This window comes from Shewanella sp. S23-S33, assembly GCF_043359565.1.
GTDB lineage: Bacteria > Pseudomonadota > Gammaproteobacteria > Enterobacterales > Shewanellaceae > Shewanella > Shewanella oncorhynchi.
The window spans coordinates 1-21280 of the sequence record NZ_JBHFFD010000025.1 but is presented as its reverse complement, the minus strand read 5'-3'; the positions used below and the strand labels follow the sequence as shown (position 1 = coordinate 21280).

At 45.3% G+C, this 21280-nt stretch carries 17 protein-coding genes and 5 tRNA genes; 13 read left to right on the top strand and 9 right to left on the bottom strand.

Annotated features, from left to right (window positions below; translation table 11 throughout):
• Window positions 1–281: 281 nt before the first annotated feature.
• Window positions 282–1136, top strand: coding sequence for a MurR/RpiR family transcriptional regulator (locus tag ACHA99_RS08400; protein WP_006081563.1), 855 nt, complete (start codon window positions 282–284; stop codon window positions 1134–1136).
• A gap of 187 nt (window positions 1137–1323) precedes the next feature.
• The gene (gene pyk, locus ACHA99_RS08395; RefSeq protein WP_105252459.1) at window positions 1324–2763 is read left to right on the top strand and encodes a pyruvate kinase; all 1440 of its coding nucleotides are present in this window, start codon (window positions 1324–1326) and stop codon (window positions 2761–2763) included.
• A 256-nt stretch (window positions 2764–3019) separates the two neighbouring features.
• Here the strand turns inward: pyk and ACHA99_RS08390 are convergent, their stop codons facing one another.
• Entirely contained in the window at window positions 3020–5299 is a 2280-nt protein-coding gene (locus ACHA99_RS08390) for an acyl-CoA dehydrogenase (protein WP_168825236.1), read from the bottom strand.
• Between the two features lie 16 nt (window positions 5300–5315).
• A complete protein-coding gene (locus tag ACHA99_RS08385) occupies window positions 5316–5954 on the bottom strand; it encodes a TetR/AcrR family transcriptional regulator (RefSeq protein ID WP_028760001.1) in 639 nt (212 codons plus the stop codon).
• Between the two features lie 220 nt (window positions 5955–6174).
• Between ACHA99_RS08385 and ACHA99_RS08380 the strand changes: the two genes are divergently transcribed.
• The gene (locus tag ACHA99_RS08380; RefSeq protein WP_393942138.1) at window positions 6175–8040 is read left to right on the top strand and encodes a M2 family metallopeptidase; all 1866 of its coding nucleotides are present in this window, start codon (window positions 6175–6177) and stop codon (window positions 8038–8040) included.
• A gap of 84 nt (window positions 8041–8124) precedes the next feature.
• Here the strand turns inward: ACHA99_RS08380 and smrA are convergent, their stop codons facing one another.
• Complete coding sequence (gene smrA / locus ACHA99_RS08375; RefSeq protein ID WP_393942136.1) at window positions 8125–8715, bottom strand: DNA endonuclease SmrA; 591 nt, start codon at window positions 8713–8715, stop codon at window positions 8125–8127.
• 118 nt (window positions 8716–8833) lie between these two features.
• Between smrA and ACHA99_RS08370 the strand changes: the two genes are divergently transcribed.
• Window positions 8834–9409 carry a DUF4440 domain-containing protein gene (locus tag ACHA99_RS08370; protein WP_393942134.1) on the top strand — a complete coding sequence of 192 codons (576 nt, stop codon included), beginning with the start codon at window positions 8834–8836 and terminating at the stop codon, window positions 9407–9409.
• Window positions 9410–9513: 104 nt separating this feature from the next.
• A complete protein-coding gene (locus ACHA99_RS08365) occupies window positions 9514–10029 on the top strand; it encodes a YchJ family protein (RefSeq protein ID WP_212600548.1) in 516 nt (171 codons plus the stop codon).
• A 154-nt stretch (window positions 10030–10183) separates the two neighbouring features.
• Here ACHA99_RS08365 and ACHA99_RS08360 read toward each other — a convergent pair whose 3' ends face one another.
• The 3 genes from ACHA99_RS08360 to ACHA99_RS08350 form a co-directional block, all read right to left on the bottom strand.
• The gene (locus ACHA99_RS08360) at window positions 10184–12367 is read right to left on the bottom strand and encodes a bifunctional diguanylate cyclase/phosphodiesterase (protein WP_212600549.1); all 2184 of its coding nucleotides are present in this window, start codon (window positions 12365–12367) and stop codon (window positions 10184–10186) included.
• A gap of 245 nt (window positions 12368–12612) precedes the next feature.
• Window positions 12613–12900, bottom strand: a complete 288-nt coding sequence (locus ACHA99_RS08355) for a DUF406 family protein (RefSeq protein WP_113939682.1) — start codon at window positions 12898–12900, stop codon at window positions 12613–12615.
• Between the two features lie 208 nt (window positions 12901–13108).
• Window positions 13109–13597 (bottom strand): VC2046/SO_2500 family protein, encoded by a 489-nt coding sequence (locus tag ACHA99_RS08350; protein WP_131524165.1) that lies wholly within the window; start codon window positions 13595–13597, stop codon window positions 13109–13111.
• A gap of 125 nt (window positions 13598–13722) precedes the next feature.
• Between ACHA99_RS08350 and ACHA99_RS08345 the strand changes: the two genes are divergently transcribed.
• The 4 genes from ACHA99_RS08345 to ACHA99_RS08330 all read left to right on the top strand — a co-directional run bounded on the left by ACHA99_RS08345 (window position 13723) and on the right by ACHA99_RS08330 (window position 15564).
• Window positions 13723–13807, top strand: a tRNA-Tyr gene (locus ACHA99_RS08345).
• Window positions 13808–13878: 71 nt separating this feature from the next.
• A tRNA-Tyr gene (locus tag ACHA99_RS08340) sits at window positions 13879–13963 on the top strand.
• Between the two features lie 142 nt (window positions 13964–14105).
• Window positions 14106–14190: transfer RNA gene (locus tag ACHA99_RS08335), tRNA-Tyr, on the top strand.
• Between the two features lie 228 nt (window positions 14191–14418).
• Window positions 14419–15564 carry a PLP-dependent cysteine synthase family protein gene (locus ACHA99_RS08330; protein WP_263265346.1) on the top strand — a complete coding sequence of 382 codons (1146 nt, stop codon included), beginning with the start codon at window positions 14419–14421 and terminating at the stop codon, window positions 15562–15564.
• Between the two features lie 98 nt (window positions 15565–15662).
• On the opposite strand, the gene queE is transcribed toward ACHA99_RS08330, so the two are convergent.
• A complete protein-coding gene (gene queE, locus ACHA99_RS08325) occupies window positions 15663–16331 on the bottom strand; it encodes a 7-carboxy-7-deazaguanine synthase QueE (RefSeq protein WP_168825223.1) in 669 nt (222 codons plus the stop codon).
• 171 nt (window positions 16332–16502) lie between these two features.
• On the opposite strand from queE, the gene queC reads away from it, so the two are divergent.
• Window positions 16503–17225 carry a 7-cyano-7-deazaguanine synthase QueC gene (gene queC / locus ACHA99_RS08320; protein ID WP_263195807.1) on the top strand — a complete coding sequence of 241 codons (723 nt, stop codon included), beginning with the start codon at window positions 16503–16505 and terminating at the stop codon, window positions 17223–17225.
• Window positions 17222–17818, top strand: a complete 597-nt coding sequence (gene rrtA / locus ACHA99_RS08315) for a rhombosortase (protein ID WP_393942129.1) — start codon at window positions 17222–17224, stop codon at window positions 17816–17818. Before queC ends, rrtA begins: the two co-directional genes overlap by 4 nt.
• A gap of 76 nt (window positions 17819–17894) precedes the next feature.
• Here the strand turns inward: rrtA and uvrB are convergent, their stop codons facing one another.
• Window positions 17895–19901, bottom strand: coding sequence for an excinuclease ABC subunit UvrB (gene uvrB / locus ACHA99_RS08310; RefSeq protein ID WP_393942127.1), 2007 nt, complete (start codon window positions 19899–19901; stop codon window positions 17895–17897).
• A 305-nt stretch (window positions 19902–20206) separates the two neighbouring features.
• Window positions 20207–20359 (bottom strand): hypothetical protein, encoded by a 153-nt coding sequence (locus ACHA99_RS08305; protein WP_158497640.1) that lies wholly within the window; start codon window positions 20357–20359, stop codon window positions 20207–20209.
• 610 nt (window positions 20360–20969) lie between these two features.
• On the opposite strand from ACHA99_RS08305, the gene ACHA99_RS08300 reads away from it, so the two are divergent.
• Together ACHA99_RS08300 and ACHA99_RS08295 are read left to right on the top strand one after the other, a co-directional pair.
• A tRNA-Asn gene (locus tag ACHA99_RS08300) sits at window positions 20970–21045 on the top strand.
• 57 nt (window positions 21046–21102) lie between these two features.
• Window positions 21103–21178 (top strand) — tRNA-Asn (locus ACHA99_RS08295).
• Window positions 21179–21280 lie beyond the last annotated feature (102 nt).

Here is a 21280-nt window from a genome sequence, read left to right as displayed (position 1 = left end):
CTTCATGTCGATGAAGAAATCCACACTTTTGTTGTAATATAACAACAGAATTTGTTAAATGCATCTATTTTTATAAATATTAACATTCTAGCTAACTAGTCACTTGCTGCATAAATCTGATATGCTTTTTGTGCTTAAATTACTGAAGGTAGTAAAGTCTTATTTCAAAATTGTACTGAAAAGTTACTACATAGAGTCTATTAGTGGGCCGCCAGTCTTGATCTGCTCCCACGAAATAAAAATAAATAAAATTACATTCTCAATTTAGCGGACATACGCGTATGAATACCCTAGAAAAGGTTCAAAAAAGCCTCACCCATTTTAGTAAATCAGAACGCAAAGTTGCAGAGGTGATCTTAGCATCACCACAGACAGCTATACATTCTAGCATCGCCACACTGGCTAAGATGGCAGATGTCAGTGAACCTACTGTGAATCGTTTCTGCCGCCGCTTAGATACTAAAGGTTTCCCTGATTTTAAGTTACATCTAGCGCAAAGTCTTGCGAACGGTACACCTTATGTGAGCCGCCACGTTGAAGAAGATGATTCAACTGAGTCTTACACGACAAAAATATTCGAATCTTCAATGGCTTCGCTCGATACCGCACGTCAAAGCCTAGACATTTCAGCCATTAATAAAGCCGTTGATATTCTCACTCAAGCTAAGACTATTTCCTTTTTTGGCCTAGGCGCATCCGCTTCAGTTGCCCATGACGCGCAAAATAAATTCTTCCGCTTTAATGTCCCTGTCATCTGTTTTGACGATGTTCTAATGCAACGCATGAGCTGTATCAACAGTAATGAGGGCGATGTGGTGGTATTGATTTCCCACACTGGCCGTACTAAGTCATTGATTGAAATCGCGCGTTTAGCGAGAGAAAATGGTGCAGCTGTGATTGGTATTACCGCCCGCAACTCGCCTTTGTCAATGGAATGTACACTGCCCGTGACAATGGAAGTGCCAGAAGATACTGACATGTATTTACCTATGGCCTCGCGTTTAGCCCAATTAGTCACTATAGATGTATTGGCAACGGGTTTTACCTTACGTAGAGGCCCACGTTTCCGCGATAATTTGAAACGAGTGAAAGAAGTGTTAAAAGAGTCTCGCATCAATAAAGATCCGATACTGTAACTCACTTCCTTTTCTAAAAATGGCTAGTGTTGATCCTTAACCTAGCCATTTATCGTGCAAATATCAGCGATACCTCACAATTTTCATACATAACTTTAGATCAATTTGATTGTAACTTTACTACAAAATTTGGAATTGCATGGTAATATAGTCCCAAGATTTTTTTTAACTTTAACGGAGTATCCTTATGTTCCGCAGAACCAAAATCGTCACCACTCTAGGTCCCGCTACCGATCGTGATGATAACCTACGCCGCATCATCGCGGCAGGTGCAAACGTTGTACGTCTTAATTTCTCCCACGGTTCCCCCGAAGATCATCTAAAACGAGCAACTCAAGCGCGCGAAATCGCTAAAGAGTTAGGCGTTCATGTGGCCATTCTTGGTGACTTACAAGGCCCTAAAATCCGCGTTTCTACTTTCAAAGACAATAAGAAAGTACAACTCGTATTAGGTCAAGCCTATGTACTTGATGCCGAGTTAGCCAAAGGTGAAGGCGACGAGACCCAAGTGGGTATCGATTACAAGCAATTGCCAGACGATGTGACTGTTGGTGATATCCTGATGTTAGATGATGGCCGTGTTCAATTACGCGTTGAGCGTGTTGAAGGCCGTAAAGTGCATACCACAGTGACTGTGGCAGGCCCTTTATCTAACAACAAAGGTATTAACAAACAAGGCGGCGGACTTTCTGCTGCTGCGCTGACCGAAAAAGACAAGGCTGACATTCTCACTGCAGCAATGATCCAAGTGGATTATTTAGCCGTGTCTTTCCCGCGCAGTGGTGCTGACTTGGACTATGCACGCGATCTTGCCCGTCAAGCAGGTTGTAATGCGTTGATCGTTGCTAAAGTTGAACGTGCTGAAGCGGTTGCGACCGATGCAGCTATGGATGATGTTATCTTAGCGTCTGACGTTGTTATGGTTGCCCGTGGTGACTTAGGTGTTGAAATTGGTGATGCTGCACTCGTTGCGGTGCAGAAGAAGTTAATCGCCCGTTCACGTCAACTGAATAAAGTCGTCATCACTGCCACTCAGATGATGGAATCGATGATTTCAAGCCCAATGCCAACCCGCGCCGAAGTGATGGACGTGGCGAACGCTGTGCTTGATGGTACCGATGCTGTGATGTTATCTGCTGAAACTGCTGCCGGTGACTTCCCAGAAGAAACCGTTAAGGCAATGGCAAACGTGTGTGTTGGCGCAGAATCTCACCCAAGTGTGATTGTGTCTAAGCATAGATTAGATGTGCGTTTCACTTCAGTTGAAGAGACCATTGCGCTATCAACTATGTATGCAGCAAACCACCTAGAAGGCGTTAAGGCGATTATCGCTCTGACTGAATCAGGTGCAACACCACAGTTGATGTCTCGTATCAGTTCTTCACTGCCAATCTTAGGTTTATCACGTCACGCAACAACCCTAGCCAAAATGGCCTTGTACCGCGGCGTGTTGCCAATCTACTTCGATTCAACTATCCACCCAGCCGATGAGCTAGCGCAAAAAGCGTTAGAAGCATTAACAGCGGCTGGTTATTTGAATAGCGGTGATATGGTATTAATGACCAAAGGCGATGCAATGGAAACGATTGGCGGCACTAACACCTGTAAAGTGTTGATCGTAGCTTAAGTTGCTTAAGCTTCTTCTAACAACTCAAGCTCGTTAGAAAACAGCCAATAAAAAACCACCTCATGAAGGTGGTTTTTTTATATTGACTGTTTTCTGTAAGTGCAGATTTCTGTTGGTGCTGATTTATCGGTCTCTCATTGCTGGGGGAAATCTAAGCGGACCAAGCGGCGTAGCCATCGAAGTTAACACCGCTTAGGCCAAACTGCACTAACATTAAAAGCTAACATTAAACGATAACATCAAACACTAGCAATCACTATAACGCTTCGAAATCATTCACATTAATTGCCGCTAAGCGCAGCTTATCAGCATGCTGTAACTTTTGCTCTTCGTCGGCAGTGATAACGCCAGTCTCGAGTGCTTTTGCAAACAAGACGAGATTCGGCACTTTTGCTGGCAACTCACCGGCACGCTGCGCTTTCTTCAGTTTTTTATAGATATCTTTACAGGCATATTGCGCGATAAATGCTTGCTCAACTTCAGCAATACCACCCTTATCCCCTTCAAATTCAGGACATAAGAAAGTAATACGTTCACGAGCAGGGCCAGGCTTCAACATACCGCTAACTAAATCGGTCGCCATTTTGTCGCTCGGTGCAGTGAAGTGATTACCCAGTGGGAAAATTAAGCCGCGCAGTAACCAGGCCACAGGACGGCTTGGGAAGTTACGAATCGTGTCTTCCAACGCTTTCGCCGCCAAGTGCAAACGATTGGCCATTACATAACGTACCGCAGGCAAATCGTCCTGTTGACGACCATTATCTTCAAACAACTTCAAGGTTGCTGAGCCTAAATATAACTGGCTGAGCACATCACCCATACGTGCTGAGAGCATTTCTTTGCGTTTTAAATCGCCGCCCATGATCAGCATAGATAAATCTGTCATTAAGGCTAATGCAGACGAAATACGCGACATATCTTTATAGTACTGCTTAGTTTCACCGCTCACTGGCGCACTGCCAAAACGGCTACCGCTTAACGCGCTAAACAAAGCACTGAAAGCATTACGCGTTGCATAACCCATGTGACCCATTAATAACGCATCAAAACGCTCTAAGGCTTCATGTTGGTTTTCCATCGCTGCGGCTTCCATTTCGGCAAGCACGTAAGGATGGCAGCGAGTCGCACCTTGACCAAAAATCATCAACGAGCGGGTTAGAATATTCGCGCCTTCCACAGTGATCGAAATTGGATTCGACATATAAGGGTGGCCTAAATAGTTTTTAGGTCCTAATTGAATGCCCTTACCCGATTGAATATCCATGGCATCGTTCATCACTGAACGGCCTAATTCAGTCATGTGGTACTTAGCTATCGCGGTCACGACCGAAGGTTTGACTTTAAGATCGATACCCGTGGTTGTTAAACGGCGTGCGGCTTCTAACTGATAAGTGTTGGCAATAATACGCGCCAGCGCTTCTTGCACTCCTTCAAACTGACCAATTGCCATACCAAACTGGTGACGCACATAGCTGTAAGCCGTTGTCGTCTTAGTCGCCATGTGACCAGAAGCCGTTGCCAATGCTGGCAATGAAATACCGCGGCCCGCTGACAAACACTCAACCAGCATACGCCAGCCTTTACCTGCAAACTCAGGGCCACCGATAATCCAATCGAGCGGGATAAACACTTCTTTACCTTGAGTAGTACCGTTCATAAACGCCATACCCAGCGGATTATGACGACGACCAATCACCACACCAGGATGATCCGTTGGGATCAACGCACAGGTAATGCCTAAGTTTTTCTTATCGCCAAGCAGACCTTCAGGATCGCGCATTTGGAACGCTAACCCCAGAACTGTTGCTACAGGCGCCAGCGTGATATAACGCTTATCCCATGTTAGTTTAAGCCCAAGCATTTCTTCGCCGTTGAAAGTATCACGACACACAATACCGACATCGGGGATAGCGCCGGCATCGCTGCCCGCTTCTGGACCAGTTAACGCAAAACAAGGAATTTCATCGCCTTTAGCCAAAGCAGGTAACCAACGTTCTTTCTGCTCGCTCGTACCATAGTGGGTCAGCAACTCACCAGGACCTAAAGAGTTCGGCACCATCACAGTCACAGCGGCGCTTACGCTACGGCTGGCTAATTTGCTGACAATGGTCGAGTTTGCATAGGCAGAGAAAGCTTTACCACCAAATTTCTTCGGAATGATCAGTGCGAAGAAACCTTCTTTCTTAAAGTATTCCCACAGCTCCGGCGGTAAATCCTTGCGGTTATGCACTATGTCGAAATCATCGATCATCGTCAGTGCTGTCATTACTTGATTATCAATAAAGTCTTTTTCTTCAGCTGTCAGCGTCGGCTTACCGTAGCTGTGCAAGGTATTCCAGTTAGGATTTCCGCGAAATAACTCCCCTTCCCACCAGACATCACCGGCTTCCATCGCTTCGCGCTCGGTATCTGAAAGTGGCGGCAAGACCTTCTTGAAAAAACTAAAAACTGGGCGGGTAATAAACTGCATCCGGATATTTTTCACCGCAAACAACACGACAATGGCTATCAGGGCAAGAATTATAATCGTCAACATTATCAAGACCTTTTAATTAAGAAGAAACGGGGACTGATACACCAGCCGCCATGTAGGGGATCACTTTACGGATCACGGCTTCGATGTCGTTATGCTCACCAAACTCAGCAGCAGCAATGTCATTTAGGGCATCAGCGGACGCCATAGTGAACACGATAGTGCCTAAGGTAAAGTGTAAGCGCCAAAACATTTCAGCGGGTGGAATATGTGGTGCACTGGCCGAAACGGCTTTAACAAAAGCATCCAGATGCTGGCCGTAATGGGTAGTGATAAACCAACGTAAATGCCCTTGGCTTTCGATATAGCCACGGCCTAAAAGCTGCAGGAAGATCGTGGTGCCTTCGGTACGTAGCGCGTTTAAATCCAATAAAGGATCGACCAAAGAAGACAGGATCTCTTCGAGTGTTGCTTGTGCTGGAGCGGCATTTAAACGGTGAATTTGGCTTGAAGCAGCAGGCATAAATACGTCTAAATAGCGGGCTAACACTGCACGGATCAGCTCTTTTTTAGAACCAAAGTGATAATTGACCGATGCTAAATTCACCTCAGCTTTGCTGGTAATGAGTCGCAAGGAAGTCTCAGAAAAGCCCCGTTCGGCGAACAGTTTTTCTGCGGCATCAAGTATTCTAGTTTTTGTATCGGATCGACTTGCCATTCCGTGACCTTGAATTAATTTAAAACACTCGTTTAAATTAAACATTGGCACCACGGATGTCAAACTAAAATTGGACAAATTCACCGCTTTCTAGTCTGTGATATAAGCGGTATGTCGCACATGTCCGAATAAGTGTTAAAAACAAGTCAATTAACCCTTGTGCAATAACCCTGTGGTTTAGGTAAACTGTGTAACACAAAAACAACAAGGACAACTAGACATGGTTATTTCATTGAATCGTCGCAGTAAAATCACCCTCACAGTGGCACTCGCGCTGGGATTAACGGCCTGTAATGATGCTCAAAGTAAAACAGACAAGACAGCTACTGCAGAAGCAGCTGTCATCAATACCGCCCCAGATAAAGCACAAGCCATTGCTTTTATTAACGATGCTGAAGCCAAGATGGCCGAATTATCGATTGAATCTAATCGCGCCGAGTGGATTTACAGCAACTTTATTACTGATGATACCGCGGCCCTGTCTGCCGCAGTCGGCGAAAAGGTCAGTGCCGCGTCGGTAAAATTTGCAACAGAGGCGGCTAAGTATGCCAATGTGCAACTCGATCCCGTAAATGCCCGCAAGCTCAATATCCTGCGCAGTGCGTTAGTATTACCCGCGCCGCTCGATCCTGCGAAGAATACCGAGCTGGCACAAATTAGTTCAGAATTAAATGGCTTGTACGGCAAAGGAAAATACTGTTTTGCCGACGGCAAGTGTATGACTCAGCCTGAGCTATCGAGCTTAATGGCCGAATCACGTGATCCCGTAAAATTACTGGAAGCATGGAAAGGCTGGCGTGAAATAGCTAAACCCATGCGCCCCTTGTTTCAACGCGAAGTTGAACTGGCCAATGAAGGCGCAAAGGATCTCGGTTATGCCAACCTGTCTGAACTATGGCGCAGTCAATACGATATGAAGCCCGATGACTTTTCACAGGAACTCGACCGTCTTTGGGGCCAAGTTAAGCCACTTTATGAATCCTTGCACTGCTACGTACGGGGAGAATTGAATAAAGAGTACGGCGATACCGTCGCACCGACCACTGGACCCATCCCGGCACACTTACTTGGCAACATGTGGGCCCAGCAATGGGGTAATGTGTATGACTTAGTGGCCCCTGACAATGCTGATCCGGGTTACGATGTCACTGAGTTACTCGCAAAGAAAGGCTATGACGAGCATAAAATGGTGAAACAAGCCGAAGGCTTCTTCACATCATTAGGGTTCGCACCATTGCCAGAAAGTTTTTGGGCGCGTTCTCTATTCGTTCAGCCAAAGGACCGTGATGTGGTTTGTCACGCTTCGGCGTGGGATCTCGATAATCTCGACGATATCCGCATTAAAATGTGTATCCAAAAAACTGCCGAAGATTTTAGCGTTATCCACCACGAACTTGGGCATAACTTCTATCAACGCGCTTATAAGCAACAACCCTTCCTGTTTAAAAACAGCGCTAACGATGGTTTCCATGAAGCAATTGGTGACACGATTGCACTGTCGATTACGCCAAGCTATTTAAAGCAGATCGGCTTATTAGAAGAAGTGCCTGATGCATCTAAGGATATCGGCCTCTTACTAAAACAAGCCTTAGACAAAATTGCTTTCTTGCCCTTTGGCCTGATGATAGATCAGTGGCGCTGGAAAGTGTTTAGCGGCGAAATCACGCCCGCCCAATATAACCAAGCTTGGTGGGATCTGAGGGAAAAATACCAAGGCGTCAAAGCACCAACTGAACGTAGTGAAGCAGATTTTGATCCGGGTGCTAAATACCATGTACCAGGCAATGTACCCTACACCCGTTACTTCCTAGCGCATATTTTGCAATTCCAATTCCATCAAGCGCTGTGTGAAACTGCAGGCGATAAAGGTCCGGTACACAGATGCAGTATTTATGGCAATCAAGCCGCGGGAGATAAACTCAATAAGATGCTCGAGTTAGGCTTAAGTAAACCTTGGCCAGAAGCATTGAAAGAAGTCACCGGCAAAGAAGCCATGGATGCAAAAGCGGTGCTCGATTACTTCGCACCACTTAAAACATGGTTAGATGAGCAAAATACCACCGCAAACCGCCAGTGTGGTTGGTAAGGGTTTATTAAATCATCACCCAATAACATAAAACAAAATGCCCAATAAAATTGGGCATTTTTATTCAATCCTTATTTGTTTAATCTAACGCCATCCCATTCCTTTACGATTGGCTTCACGGTTTTCAAGCTTAAGCTGTTCTGACTTAGTTAACATCACATAAAGTGCCCCAGCACCGCCCTGCTCGGTTTTCGCCGAATGATAGGCAAGCACCATGTCGAGTTGTGATAACCAATAGCACACAGCGGATTTGAGCAATCCCGCAAAGGGTTGACTCTGATAGCCTTTACCGTGGATCAACATGACACAGCGTTCACCATGTGCCTGCGCTGCCAGTAAATAGTTAAGGACGGCATCACGAGCTTGGTTTAACCGATAAGCATGCACATCAAGCTCCATCTTGATGCTGTATTGCCCCATTCGCAGTCGTTTAAAAACGCCGCCTTGTACCCCCTCACGCTTAAAGCTCACAATGTCATCTGGCGCTTGCTGTGGAAACGCTTTTAAATCCAGTGGCATACACGCTAGGAAGACTTCCCGTTGTAAAGCATCGCGTCTGTGTATTTGCTCAGCCGTCAACGCTTTCGGTGCTAAATTTACCACTGGCATATCGCCTTTTAGTGGCACGACTCCAGCCATTGCCTCAAAAAACAGTGCTGATTCATCATCCAGCATGGCAAGCTCCTTTACTTCACACTCTTGTATAGAAACACACTTTGTAAACATTCAAGGCTTTAGTTCAGCGAGCGCCTCCATTATAGTGACGCCATGATTGCCAGATTAGAATAAAGTAATGAAATTTTTGCCGCTAGTCCTGATGTGCTTATTGTCACTGCCAAGCTTAGCCAATCCAGCTAAAACTCATACAAAATCCACTGATGATCAATTGATCAACGCTAATTACCCTTTGTTTATTAGTGCTTTTAATCAATTGTCCCCTGAGGTGACTCGTGAGATTTACGCTGATGACGCTAGCTACTTATCTGAGAGTCAAAGTAAAGAAATTTACTATGGACGAGACAATATTGTCGCCATTTACAAGAAGTTTTTCGATAAAATCCGTGCCAAAAAAGCCACTATCGACGTGGATTTTCGCATTACTAAACGCAAAATTATCGGTAATGGTGCCATAGATACAGGCTATTATTTGGTTCGATTTTACCCGGCACAAGAAACCGGAGAACCTGTGAGTGAATTTGCGGGCAAATTTGCTATTGGTACAGAAAAAGTCTCATCCACCCAATGGAAAGTGAGCTTAGATACCAATAACCGCGCAGAACCTAGCTATTATCTGAATGCGAAACCGGTACCTAACTTATATTATGGTCGCCAATTTCCGCCTTTACCTGCGAGTAAAAAATTACCCTAATGTTAATGCCGATTACGTTTAAATGGACTATCTCACATCTAGCGCATTTAGATAGAAATCGAATAAATTTAAACAAATACAATTAAATTAAAGATTTAGCTAACATGACTACAACTAAGCAAACCTGCCCCTGTGGTAGTGGGCTAAGCTACCAAGATTGCTGTGGTCCACTGCATACGCATGTAGACTCTGGGCAAGTCATTGCCCGTACTCCTGAACAGCTTATGCGCTCACGCTACTGCGCATTTGTATTGAAAAATTTTGATTACATTTTAAAAACACATCATCCAGACTATCTAAATGGCCTTACTCTCACGAGCCTCAATGCTGGTCCTCACCCACATTGGTTAGGATTAGATGTACAGAGCAGTACTGAAACACCAAGCCACAATGCTCAAGCGGCGATAGCTGAACAACGACATGGCACAGTTACCTTTAAAGCTTGGTATAAGCTCGATGGTGAAATTGATGCTATCTATGAGCGATCCGAATTTATCTACCAAGCAAGTCGCTGGTATTACAGCCAAGGCCAGCAAATGACGGCTAAATTACCCGGTAGAAATGACCTCTGTATTTGCCATAGTGGCAAAAAATTCAAACAATGCTGCTTAAAATCTTAATAGGTATACAGTGCTGAGCTGCACTGGAGAATTACGGTGAAGGTTTATAGTGCTGATTGAACAAGCACAGAGATGAATAATAAAGGCAACCTAAGATTACAAACCTAGGTTGCCTTTATTTTATCGTGAGCAGCACATTTGAAATAATTGTGACTTAGTGGGTTATGACTGAAGCGCTTTTCGCCGACAAGATAAATTGTGCAAACTCAGGCTCCCGTAATGCAGGACTATAGAGATAACCCTGTGCCTGATGGCAAAAACTTTTCGCTAAAAACGCTTCTTGCTCAAGGGTTTCAACCCCTTCTGCCGTCAAAGATATATTTAATGCATTCGCCATGGCGATAATGGCTGACACAATTTCGCGACTTTCACGGCTGACGGTAAGATCTGAAATAAACGAACGATCAATCTTAAGTTTACTGATCGGAAACTGCTTCAAATAACGCATAGAGCAGTAACCCGTCCCAAAATCGTCAATCGCGAGCCCTACGCCTAATTCCGCTAATTCTTGGCATAACAAGGTCGCGTGGCGAATATCACCCATCAATTCAGTCTCAGTGATCTCTAAGATTAACGTCTTAGGTTTCAAGCGATAACGCGTCAACAACTGCCACACTTGCTCGAATAAATTACCACTGAAGAACTGGCGGGCCGATACATTCACATGCATTGTCATATCTGCATTATGATGCTGCCATAGGTTCAACTGTCGACAAGCGGCCTCTAAAACCCAACTGCCGATAGAATTAATCATCCCCGACTGCTCAGCAATATCAATAAAGGAAGCTGGAAATAACACGCCTCTTTTAGGGTGATGCCAACGGATTAAGGCTTCGGCGCCAATATAGGTATTCTGCTCAAGATCCCTCAGTGGCTGATAATAAAGCTCAAACTGACGACCACGGATCGCACTGTGTAAATCACGTTCTATCTGCGCATCCTCTTTAAATGCACTCAATAACGTGCTGTTAAATACTTGGATTGCAGTGCCTTTTTTCTTTTTAGCATACTGCACTGCAATATCGGCACAGGTTAATGGGGCAAACAAACTCGCCACAGAGGCAATATCAACCACAGCTAAAGCAGGCTTTGGTTCGACTTGCTCACGGCCGATTAAAATAGGCATAGCAAGATGTTGATACAGGCGCGTACTAAAATAATCGAGATCGTAAACCGCATTATCATCGGTCAATAGCACGGCAAATTCATCGCTGCCGACGCGGGCAATTTCGGTGGCCTTATTAATCTCAGAAAAATGTTTCAAACGGCGGGCAATTTCTATCAACAAACTATCGCCATTTTCATGACCATAGGTATCGTTAAAACGCTTAAATCCCACTAAATCAACTAATAACAACAGTCCCTTCGTGGTACGTTCAAGGACTCGATTAAAATGAGTACGGTTATGGAGTCCCGTTAATCCACAACGCCAAGCAAGCCGTTCAAGCTCTGACTTATAGTTATGCTCGTCGGTATTTTCTTCACACGAGACCAAGGCATAATGATTACCGCGATCGGTAATGAACTGACTCAGCACGTATGTCAGCCAATAACAACTGCCATCGGCACGACTAAACTGCACTTCGCCTTTGGCAATTTCGCCCCTAAAGATTTGCGCTAGGGTTTGCTCGGCTAATTGGGCATGCTGCTTGAAAAAAGCCAACTCACGGATATTCGCGCCGATAATCTGCTCACGGGGCATGCCGGTGATTTCACTGTGCGCCTGATTCACATACTCGACTTTTTCAGTATGCAGATTAATTAACATACTGATTTGTCGCGATTGTTCAGTGGCACAGCGAAATAAACTCAAGCTTTCTTCTTTATCGTAGCTGTGTTTTGTCGCTAAGGTCAGGGCTAATTGGTCAGCCATCTGGCACGCGAGGTGAATTTCACTGTCATGCCAGTGGGGAGTCAATTGTGCCCGCTCGATGCAGAGCACACCTTCGAGATGGCCATTGATGCGAATGGCGATGTCGAGACTCGAGTTGATTTGCCGCGGGATAAAATAGCACTCAGCCAATTCACTTAAACGTGGATCGGTCAGGGCATTGCCTGCATCGATATGGCGCAGAGTTTTGAGCTCGTGTACATACCGGGGACAATCTTGTAATAACTTAGGCCTATGAATGTCTTGCAACATCATAGAACCAAATTGTGCGACGAGTGATTGGGTTTGTTGATCAGATGAAAAAGTCCACACTGATACCAAAGAAACCGCTAAATTCTGGCACAACAACTCTGTGGTTAACTCTGCCGTCTTTGTGAAATCGCCCTGCTGTTTTGCAGTTGACTGTACCAAAGACTCCAATAAATGCTGATGCTGACGTCGCTTCACGCTGGTTCCCTACAAAACTTCGTGTTGGGCTAAAGGTCTTTGCTGTTAGCAAACTTACCTCAAAATGTGGAATTAAGCTGATTGAATTATTCTTATTTGGAGGCAGATTACACTAACTGTTGTAAGCACAGCAACATGTGGCACAATTTATTACAATTTGGTTAACAATAGCAGCATTTTTAGGCAATTAGCGCGATTTCCGTGACATCTATGACCGACTAAAAACTAAAGTGCTGCTTTAAAAATTACAGGCCGTTTTCCAATTGAAAAATCATTTTTTCCGCGCTGACATTGAAGGTCAGCAGTAAGTCGACGCCTTCAGTCTTAGTCACAAATTCAGTTTGCACTTCAGCAAATCGAGTTTGAGCGCGTGTTGCCATGCTTTCGGCATCCGCTTGAGCGCTATCGCCAACAAAATTTAACGTCAATAACGTATCGTGTTCATCAATAACGGCGCCGATATCGACAAAGCTGCCGCAATCGGTGCAAGTGTCATTCACTGTCGGGCTCTGTGCTTCTATTATGCCTTTCATCTGTATTCCTTAATGTATAGAGCGACTGATTAACGGCATCACTAAAATATGCTCGTTAAATTTTTAACGCGGTAAATTTTAACTCGATAGGTTAATACGAATTATAGGTAATTAAGCTTCAAGATAACTGGCTTTAGCTCACGCTTATTTATCGAAATGGATCAGATTGACTTGATGGGTATTGAAGACCACTTGCGGGAAGACGGCCTTAGGCTGAGGCGAGCAAAGGCACAAGATTACGTTGGATTGCCAATTGATCAGCAAAGTGCATGATCTCGACTTTGGGTGCGGTTAATTGGCCCCTTTGCCTCAGCTGAGTCACATGGTCACAGTTACTTAACGCTTCTGCCATTGCGACTGACTCGCCGCCACGGATGACTAAGGCTTCCGGTCGCAATGCTTGTTGTAATTGAAACGCACGTGGACCTTGAGCCATAAAAATACTGCTGTTATCAACCACTGGTTCAGCAGACGATAAATCCGCCATTAAACTTTGCTGCGGTGGCAATTCGAACTGACGTTGTAATTTTTGCGCCATATCAAGTTCATTTTGCCATTGGAATTGTGCCATGTCCCGTGCGTCAACCGACAGTAACGACAGCAACAGGGCGAATTCGCCCCGTCTGTCGTTTTCTATCGCCGCGTTTAAGCGGGTGCCAATTTGGGCTTCGTTGACTAAAGGAACATCAATTTGCATAAAAAAACATCGTCAAAACAATTCGTTGTTAGTTAATCGACCATTTGATACATAACTTTAGGAATATTTTTAAATTGGGTATTTACATGGAAAAGGTTTCTGACTACTATGGCGGCCGCAATTGAGGAGGGGTTCCCGAGTGGCCAAAGGGATCAGACTGTAAATCTGACGGCTCAGCCTTCGAAGGTTCGAATCCTTCTCCCTCCACCATTTGCACTGCAAGTTTTATCGTGTTGTTCGAAAATGATGTAGAGTTTTACAAAAGCGTTAAAGGTATTCGTGGAGGGGTTCCCGAGTGGCCAAAGGGATCAGACTGTAAATCTGACGGCTCAGCCTTCGAAGGTTCGAATCCTTCTCCCTCCACCATCTTTATCTCTAACGCAGAGGATCATTTTCAAAGACTAAGCATGGCCAATGTTTAGTTTTGTCTTGATAAACAAGTCCGTTATTGATGATGTTTTGAAAGACAATTTTAAAAGTTAGTTGTAAAGCTAAAAAGAAAGTTTGTGGAGGGGTTCCCGAGTGGCCAAAGGGATCAGACTGTAAATCTGACGGCTCAGCCTTCGAAGGTTCGAATCCTTCTCCCTCCACCATTTCTTTCACTCTCGCATATCCTTCTTGTTCCACTTCCGCATAGTCTTTTCCAACTTAATCTAATTATTTCAGCTTAATCTAATTAAATTCTTAGTATTTCTATGTTAAGTAAACCTCTTGGTTAACGACATTTTTTGATTTCAATTACGTCGTGCTCGACTTTAAGCGAATGACTTCAAGGTCATCCAATAAAACCGCTTTGCCCGTCCCTGTGATAAGCTCTGAAAATGATCCCTTTCGATGTGACTACTATGATTTCTAACACGATTCAACCACCAGTGGATTCTCACAGCGCTCACAGACTCTGCCCAACATGGGAAGCCCACGCAATAGGCAAGATTGAAGCGGATTTTCAGCGCAGCGCCGATACCCACTTGATTAAGCTTGAATTACCTATGCTCGATGGCATAGATATTTATCTTAAAGATGAAAGTACCCACCCGACAGGGAGTTTGAAGCATCGCCTCGCCCGCTCACTCTTCCTCTATGCCCTGTGTAACGGCTGGATTAAGCAAGGCACGCCAATTATCGAATCCTCATCGGGCAGTACGGCGATTTCTGAAGCCTACTTTGCCCGCTTACTCGGTTTACCTTTTATTGCCGTGATGCCCAAAAGCACAGCTAAAAAGAAGATTGAGCAGATCACTTTCTATGGCGGCCAATGTCATTTTGTCGATCATTCCAGTGAGATTTACGCAGAATCGGCGCGCCTTGCCGCAGAGCTCGGCGGCCATTATATGGATCAATTCACCTACGCCGAGCGTGCAACCGACTGGCGCGGTAATAACAATATCGCTAACTCGATTTTCAATCAGATGGAGCGCGAGCCACACACTATCCCGCGGTGGATAGTGATGAGCCCAGGCACTGGCGGCACATCGGCGACCATAGGCCGCTACATTCGCTATCAGAGGTTGGCAACACAACTTTGCGTAGTCGACCCGCAAAACTCCGTTTTTTTTGATTTCTATCAGAGCGGCGATGCCAGCTTAACCTGTTGCAATGGCAGTAAGATTGAAGGCATAGGTCGACCGAGAGTCGAGCCATCGTTTATTCCTGGAGTTGTCGATACTATGCTGCAAATTCCCGACGCCGCATCGGTGGCGACGATTCATTGGTTAGAACAATTAATTGGCCGCAAAACCGGCGCATCCACAGGAACCAACCTGTACGGCGCATTGCAACTTGCCGTACAAATGCAAGCGCGTGGAGAGCAAGGCTCAATAGTGACCCTCATTTGTGACTCGGGTGAGCGTTACCTTGATACTTATTACGATACAGATTGGATTGCAGCTAACATCGGCGATATTGCGCCCTATCAGCGCCAACTTGCAGCATTTAATCATTTCGGCCAGTTAAGTGAGCTTGATTAAGCAACTGTATTAAGTCGTTAGGTTTAGAATCCACAAAACATCCACCATAAAAAACGCCCCACAACTGTGAGGCGTTTTTTATGCTTTGCAGATTAGCATTAATCAATATTCAAATACTTATGGGTCTGGATCGATAAGCGCCAATTACGGGCGATACACACTTTCATCGCCAGTTCTGTCGCTCTAGGCTTTTGACTAATCGGCTGCAGGCAAATCGTTTTCGCTGAAATATCGATGTCTTGCAGTAATTCATCAAGTTCATCGATGTGATTTTCAGTAGCGATAGGATGCTTAATCTCATTGGCACGGTTCAGCGCCTGTGCTAATACCTGATAGCCCCCTTTCATGTTCACCTTGGGTGATACTGTCACCCAAGTGTCATCGGCACAGTTGATTTCGAAGGTGCCACTGGTTTCGATTTGAGTCGCAAAGCCTTGACTGTGCAAGGTCTCGGTTAATTCGCGTAAATCGTACATACAAGGCTCTCCGCCGGTGATCACGATATGCCGCGCAGTAAAGCCTTTAGCGTGAAAAGCAGCAATAAGACTTTGCGCCGTATGATCAGCCCAGCGACCAATGGTGCCGTCCACGGTAATCACTTGCTCTGGCGAGACCTTATTGGCTTCAAGCACATCCCATGTCTGTTTCGTATCGCACCAAGCACATCCCACGGGACAACCTTGTAGGCGGACAAATATGGCGGGCACTCCGGTAAAGACACCTTCACCTTGAATGGTTTCAAATACTTCGTTGACAGGGTAATTCATACTGACGTTCCACTTTTCTGGGGCGGCATTTATAGTGGATTTTAGCTTGAGCTGCAAGTTTTTGCGCCGAGAAAGCCTATTTCGACCCTATAGTCAGAGTTTGCAAGCCCAATGGCCTGAGTTACACTAACGCCCTATTTATACCTGTTCTACGGTGAAGTGAAATCCTTTATGTCAACGAGCTTAGTGTCAAAAACAGTGGTGTCCAAAGCAGTGGTGGTATTCAGTGGCGGACAAGACTCAACAACTTGCCTTATTCAAGCCCTAACCCAGTACGATGAAGTACATGGGATCACTTTTGACTACGGTCAACGTCACCGCGAAGAAATAGAAGTTGCCAAATCCTTAGCAAAACGCTTGAAGATCACCAGCCATAAAGTCATGGATGTCACCTTACTCAATGAGTTAGCTATTTCAGCCCTCACCCGTGATGCGATACCGGTTTCACACGAGTTGATGGAAAATGGCTTACCCAATACCTTCGTGCCCGGCCGTAATATTTTATTTTTAACGCTTGCAGGTATTTATGCCTATCAATTAGGGGCGCAGGCGATTATCACAGGCGTGTGTGAAACCGATTTTTCAGGCTACCCAGATTGTCGTAACGATTTTGTCAAAGCGATGGAATCCGCCTTAGTTCAAGGCATGGATAAACAACTAAAAATCATCACGCCTTTAATGTGGCTCAATAAGGCACAAACCTGGGCTCTGGCGGATAAATATCAGCAACTTGATCTGGTTCGCCACCATACTCTCACCTGCTATAACGGCGTGATTGGCGATGGCTGTGGTGATTGCCCTGCCTGTCATCTTCGCAAACGTGGATTAGATGACTATCTACAGAATAAAGTAGCGGTCATGGCTGAGCTTGACGCCAGCGAGCCAAAAGCATGACACGCAGTCCCTATTGGGTTGCGCTGATGGTGAGCCTGATCTGTGCGGGTTTGTATGCCGCAGGCTTAGCAAGCCCCACTGTCGATAACTTACTCGCCTATCGCCGCAGTGCAATTAGTGAGGGTGAATGGTGGCGATTAATCACTGGAAATTTACTGCACACTAATCAATGGCATCTATTGATGAACCTTGCAGGGCTGTGGGTGGTGCTATTTTTGCACCATTTTCATTATCATCTCAAAGGCTTAAGTACACTATTTTTCGTGTTATGTTTACTTGAAGGTATAGGCTTGTATTTAGGCTATCCGCAATTGCTTGGTTATGTCGGCTTAAGTGGTATGTTACATGGCTTGTTCGCCTACGGCGCAGTGCAGGATATTGTCCGTAAGCTGCGCTCAGGCTATCTGCTGCTCGTAGGCGTTATCATCAAGGTCGGTTACGAACAGCTTTATGGTGCCAGCAGTGATGTCACCGCCATGATAGGTGCGCGCGTAGCAACCGAGGCGCATTTGGTCGGCTTAATCTGCGGGCTGATTTGCGCTTTAGCGGTGTTTATCAAGCTAAAAATGAGCCAATCAAAAGTCCCTGCTTAATCCAAGTCAAGATATTAAAAAGCCGTCGCTGCATGATTGCTGGACGGCTTTTTTAATGCTGAGCGCAAGAATAAATCTAGGCTTTGATCAACAGGTCCCGCAGGTGCTTGACTTCATCTCGCATTGCCGCCGCTTGTTCAAACTCTAAGTTGCGCGCATGTTCATGCATCTTCTTCTCAAGCTGATCAATTTGATGGCTTAACTCTGCCGCATCGGCTTTATGGTAATGGGACTTAGGCTCAGCCACTTTGCCATACACAGCTTTACTGTCGCGGCCATCATCCACATCCATCACATCGGTGATCCGTTTAACGACGCCCTTAGGCGTGATACCGTGTTTTAAGTTGTGCGCCCGCTGACGTTCACGACGTCGGTCAGTTTCACCTATCGCTTTCTCCATCGAATTGGTGATGCGATCGGCATAGAGGATCACTTTACCATTGACGTTACGCGCCGCGCGGCCAATCGTTTGGATGAGCGAGCGTTCAGAGCGCAAGAAGCCCTCTTTATCGGCATCTAAAATACACACCAATGACACTTCAGGCATATCTAAGCCTTCGCGCAATAAGTTGATCCCAACCAATACATCAAACTTACCTAAACGCAGATCGCGGATGATCTCAACCCGTTCGACAGTGTCAATGTCCGAATGTAGATAACGCACTTTTACGCCATGTTCGTCGAGGTATTCAGTCAAATCCTCCGACATACGCTTAGTCAGCGTCGTCACTAACACCCGCTCATTGACGGCCACTCGCTTGGCGATTTCAGACAATAAATCGTCCACTTGGGTCCCAACGGGGCGCACTTCTAATTCAGGATCGAGTAATCCCGTTGGCCGCACGACCTGCTCAGCAATTTCGCCTTCGCTCTTTTCCAGCTCGTAGGCACTCGGTGTTGCCGACACATAGATAGTTTGCGGCATCAATTGCTCAAACTCTTCAAACTTGAGCGGCCGGTTATCCAAGGCGGACGGTAAGCGGAAACCGTATTCCACAAGTGTGGTTTTACGGGAACGGTCACCTTTGTACATAGCGCCGATTTGCGGCACAGTCACATGGGATTCATCGATAATTAATAAGCCGTCGGCAGGCAAATAGTCGAGCAAGGTTGGTGGCCCTTCCCCCGGTGCGCGGCCAGACAAATAGCGCGAGTAGTTTTCGATGCCAGAGCAGTAACCCAACTCCACCATCATTTCCACATCGTATTGCACCCGCTCATGGATACGCTGGGCTTCAATTAACTTGTTGTTATCGAGTAGATATTGCTTACGCTCGCGTAGTTCTTCTTTAATAAACTCAGTGGCGGTGATGATTTTTTCCCGCGGCGTGACATAGTGTGTTTTAGGGTAAACCGTCGTACGGGCGATACGTTTAATAATATGGCCCGTTAACGGGTCAAACTCACTTAAGCGTTCAATCTCATCGTCGAACAACTCGACTCTAATAGCATTACGCTCAGAATCGGCGGGGAAAATATCAATCACTTCACCGCGCACACGATAAGTACCACGTTGTAGCTCAATATCATTGCGCTTGTACTGCAATTCGCTGAGACGAATTAAGATGTCACGCTGCCCCATCACATCGCCTTGGCGTAGATGCAGCAACATTTTCAAATAGGAATCGGGATCGCCCAAGCCATAAATAGCAGACACCGAAGCAATCAGCACCACATCTTTACGCTCTAAAAGCGCCTTAGTGGCGGATAAGCGCATCTGCTCAATGTGAGCATTAACCGAAGCGTCCTTTTCGATAAAGGTATTTGATGCAGGTACATAGGCTTCGGGCTGGTAGTAATCGTAGTAAGAAACGAAATACTCGACCGCATTATGGGGAAAGAACTCTTTCATCTCACCATAAAGCTGCGCCGCCAAGGTTTTATTAGGCGCCATGATAATCGTGGGCCGACCTAACTTTTGGATCACATTGGCAATCGTGAAGGTTTTACCTGAGCCCGTCACCCCGAGTAAGGTTTGGCAGGCCAGACCCGCTTCGAGTCCATCGACTAATTTGGCAATCGCTGTAGGTTGATCGCCTGCGGGGGCGAATTGCGATTCAAGCTGAAAAACAGATTCTGACACGCGCACATATCCTTTTAGTGAGTCGCCCCATTCTAATCAAGTCACCGACTAAGCTCCACAGTTATCCTTCCTGTCGTCATATCAATACGATCTAAAACCGCAAGATGACAATTTAAAGGAAGAAACATGAAACTTTTAAACTAAGGCATTTTCAGCGTTTTTTGCTCACAAAACACCCGCAAACTAAGCAAAAATGCCAATTTAATACACAAGAAATCAATTTCGTTCGATTACAAAATTGCAACCTTGTTTTCACCCTCAACAAAAACCACTTGCTTTTAGTATGCATTTGATAATGCTTAAATTTATTTTTGAACCCCAAAATAGTGCATTTTAAGTCCGCCGCCCATACCCCAAGGCTTTGGCGGCCATTTTTCAGGACAACTCACAGGGTTATCCACAGATTTTGTTGATAAGTCGAAATAACCTAGAAACCACGCGGGATTGGAGGCTGTCATGTGTCTTAACAACCGTCTCTCGGCATTTAGTAATTTAATTACATTTGATAAATGTTGCTACTTGTATCAATTTCACTAACTGTAATTAACGCGAGCTGTAGTCGCGCATCTGGTGCCACAACTTATAGTGAAGTGCATCACTTAATTTGAAAAACAGCTCACACTAATTCGATAAAGCCTCAATTAACACCTCCATCAACAACAGCAAACTTGTTAAAACAGAAAAACGGACTTTAACGGCGAAGAGATAACCCACGTTTTCTATCGGTATAAAGAACTGAGTAAATTCACATTACCCCACCTGAGATCCTTTTTTGAGCGGTTTGAGTCTTAAGTACTCGACCAAGTACCGAAAACGGTGTCGATTATTTAGCGAATGATTTCAATTTCATAGAATCACCGCTTAAAAACGATGGACTCAATTATGGCTATATTGCGAATTGTTAAGTGGTTTTTCACGAAAAATGTCGAATTCTGCACCACGATGCACATTAGATGAGCACTTAACAGCATAATTACACTTTTTTTAGTAACTCGAGTTGACTCATCCAACAGAGCGTTTTACTATGCGCTCCGTTCTCAACGAGTCGCTACGATTGTGTGAAACGATTCCCCTGTAGTTCAGTCGGTAGAACGGCGGACTGTTAATCCGTATGTCACTGGTTCAAGTCCAGTCAGGGGAGCCACTTTAAGCACATGATAAAAATGAGTTAGAACAAGCAGTAAGATAAGTTGTAAACAATTCCCCTGTAGTTCAGTCGGTAGAACGGCGGACTGTTAATCCGTATGTCACTGGTTCAAGTCCAGTCAGGGGAGCCAATTACATTATCAAGCTGAAGCATTAAAATGATTCCCCTGTAGTTCAGTCGGTAGAACGGCGGACTGTTAATCCGTATGTCACTGGTTCAAGTCCAGTCAGGG

Coding starts and splice junctions, on each gene's coding strand:
- ACHA99_RS08350 (WP_131524165.1), bottom strand. CDS start 13,597: ATGCAAATTGATGTTCCTTTAGTCAACGAAGCCCAAATTGGCACCCGC.
- ACHA99_RS08355 (WP_113939682.1), bottom strand. CDS start 12,900: ATGAAAGGCATAATAGAAGCACAGAGCCCGACAGTGAATGACACTTGC.
- ACHA99_RS08390 (WP_168825236.1), bottom strand. CDS start 5,299: ATGTTGACGATTATAATTCTTGCCCTGATAGCCATTGTCGTGTTGTTT.
- ACHA99_RS08380 (WP_393942138.1), top strand. CDS start 6,175: ATGGTTATTTCATTGAATCGTCGCAGTAAAATCACCCTCACAGTGGCA.
- ACHA99_RS08330 (WP_263265346.1), top strand. CDS start 14,419: ATGATCCCTTTCGATGTGACTACTATGATTTCTAACACGATTCAACCA.
- queE (WP_168825223.1), bottom strand. CDS start 16,331: ATGAATTACCCTGTCAACGAAGTATTTGAAACCATTCAAGGTGAAGGT.
- queC (WP_263195807.1), top strand. CDS start 16,503: ATGTCAACGAGCTTAGTGTCAAAAACAGTGGTGTCCAAAGCAGTGGTG.
- pyk (WP_105252459.1), top strand. CDS start 1,324: ATGTTCCGCAGAACCAAAATCGTCACCACTCTAGGTCCCGCTACCGAT.
- ACHA99_RS08370 (WP_393942134.1), top strand. CDS start 8,834: ATGAAATTTTTGCCGCTAGTCCTGATGTGCTTATTGTCACTGCCAAGC.
- ACHA99_RS08400 (WP_006081563.1), top strand. CDS start 282: ATGAATACCCTAGAAAAGGTTCAAAAAAGCCTCACCCATTTTAGTAAA.
- rrtA (WP_393942129.1), top strand. CDS start 17,222: ATGACACGCAGTCCCTATTGGGTTGCGCTGATGGTGAGCCTGATCTGT.
- ACHA99_RS08305 (WP_158497640.1), bottom strand. CDS start 20,359: ATGACAGCCTCCAATCCCGCGTGGTTTCTAGGTTATTTCGACTTATCA.
- ACHA99_RS08365 (WP_212600548.1), top strand. CDS start 9,514: ATGACTACAACTAAGCAAACCTGCCCCTGTGGTAGTGGGCTAAGCTAC.
- ACHA99_RS08385 (WP_028760001.1), bottom strand. CDS start 5,954: ATGGCAAGTCGATCCGATACAAAAACTAGAATACTTGATGCCGCAGAA.
- smrA (WP_393942136.1), bottom strand. CDS start 8,715: ATGCTGGATGATGAATCAGCACTGTTTTTTGAGGCAATGGCTGGAGTC.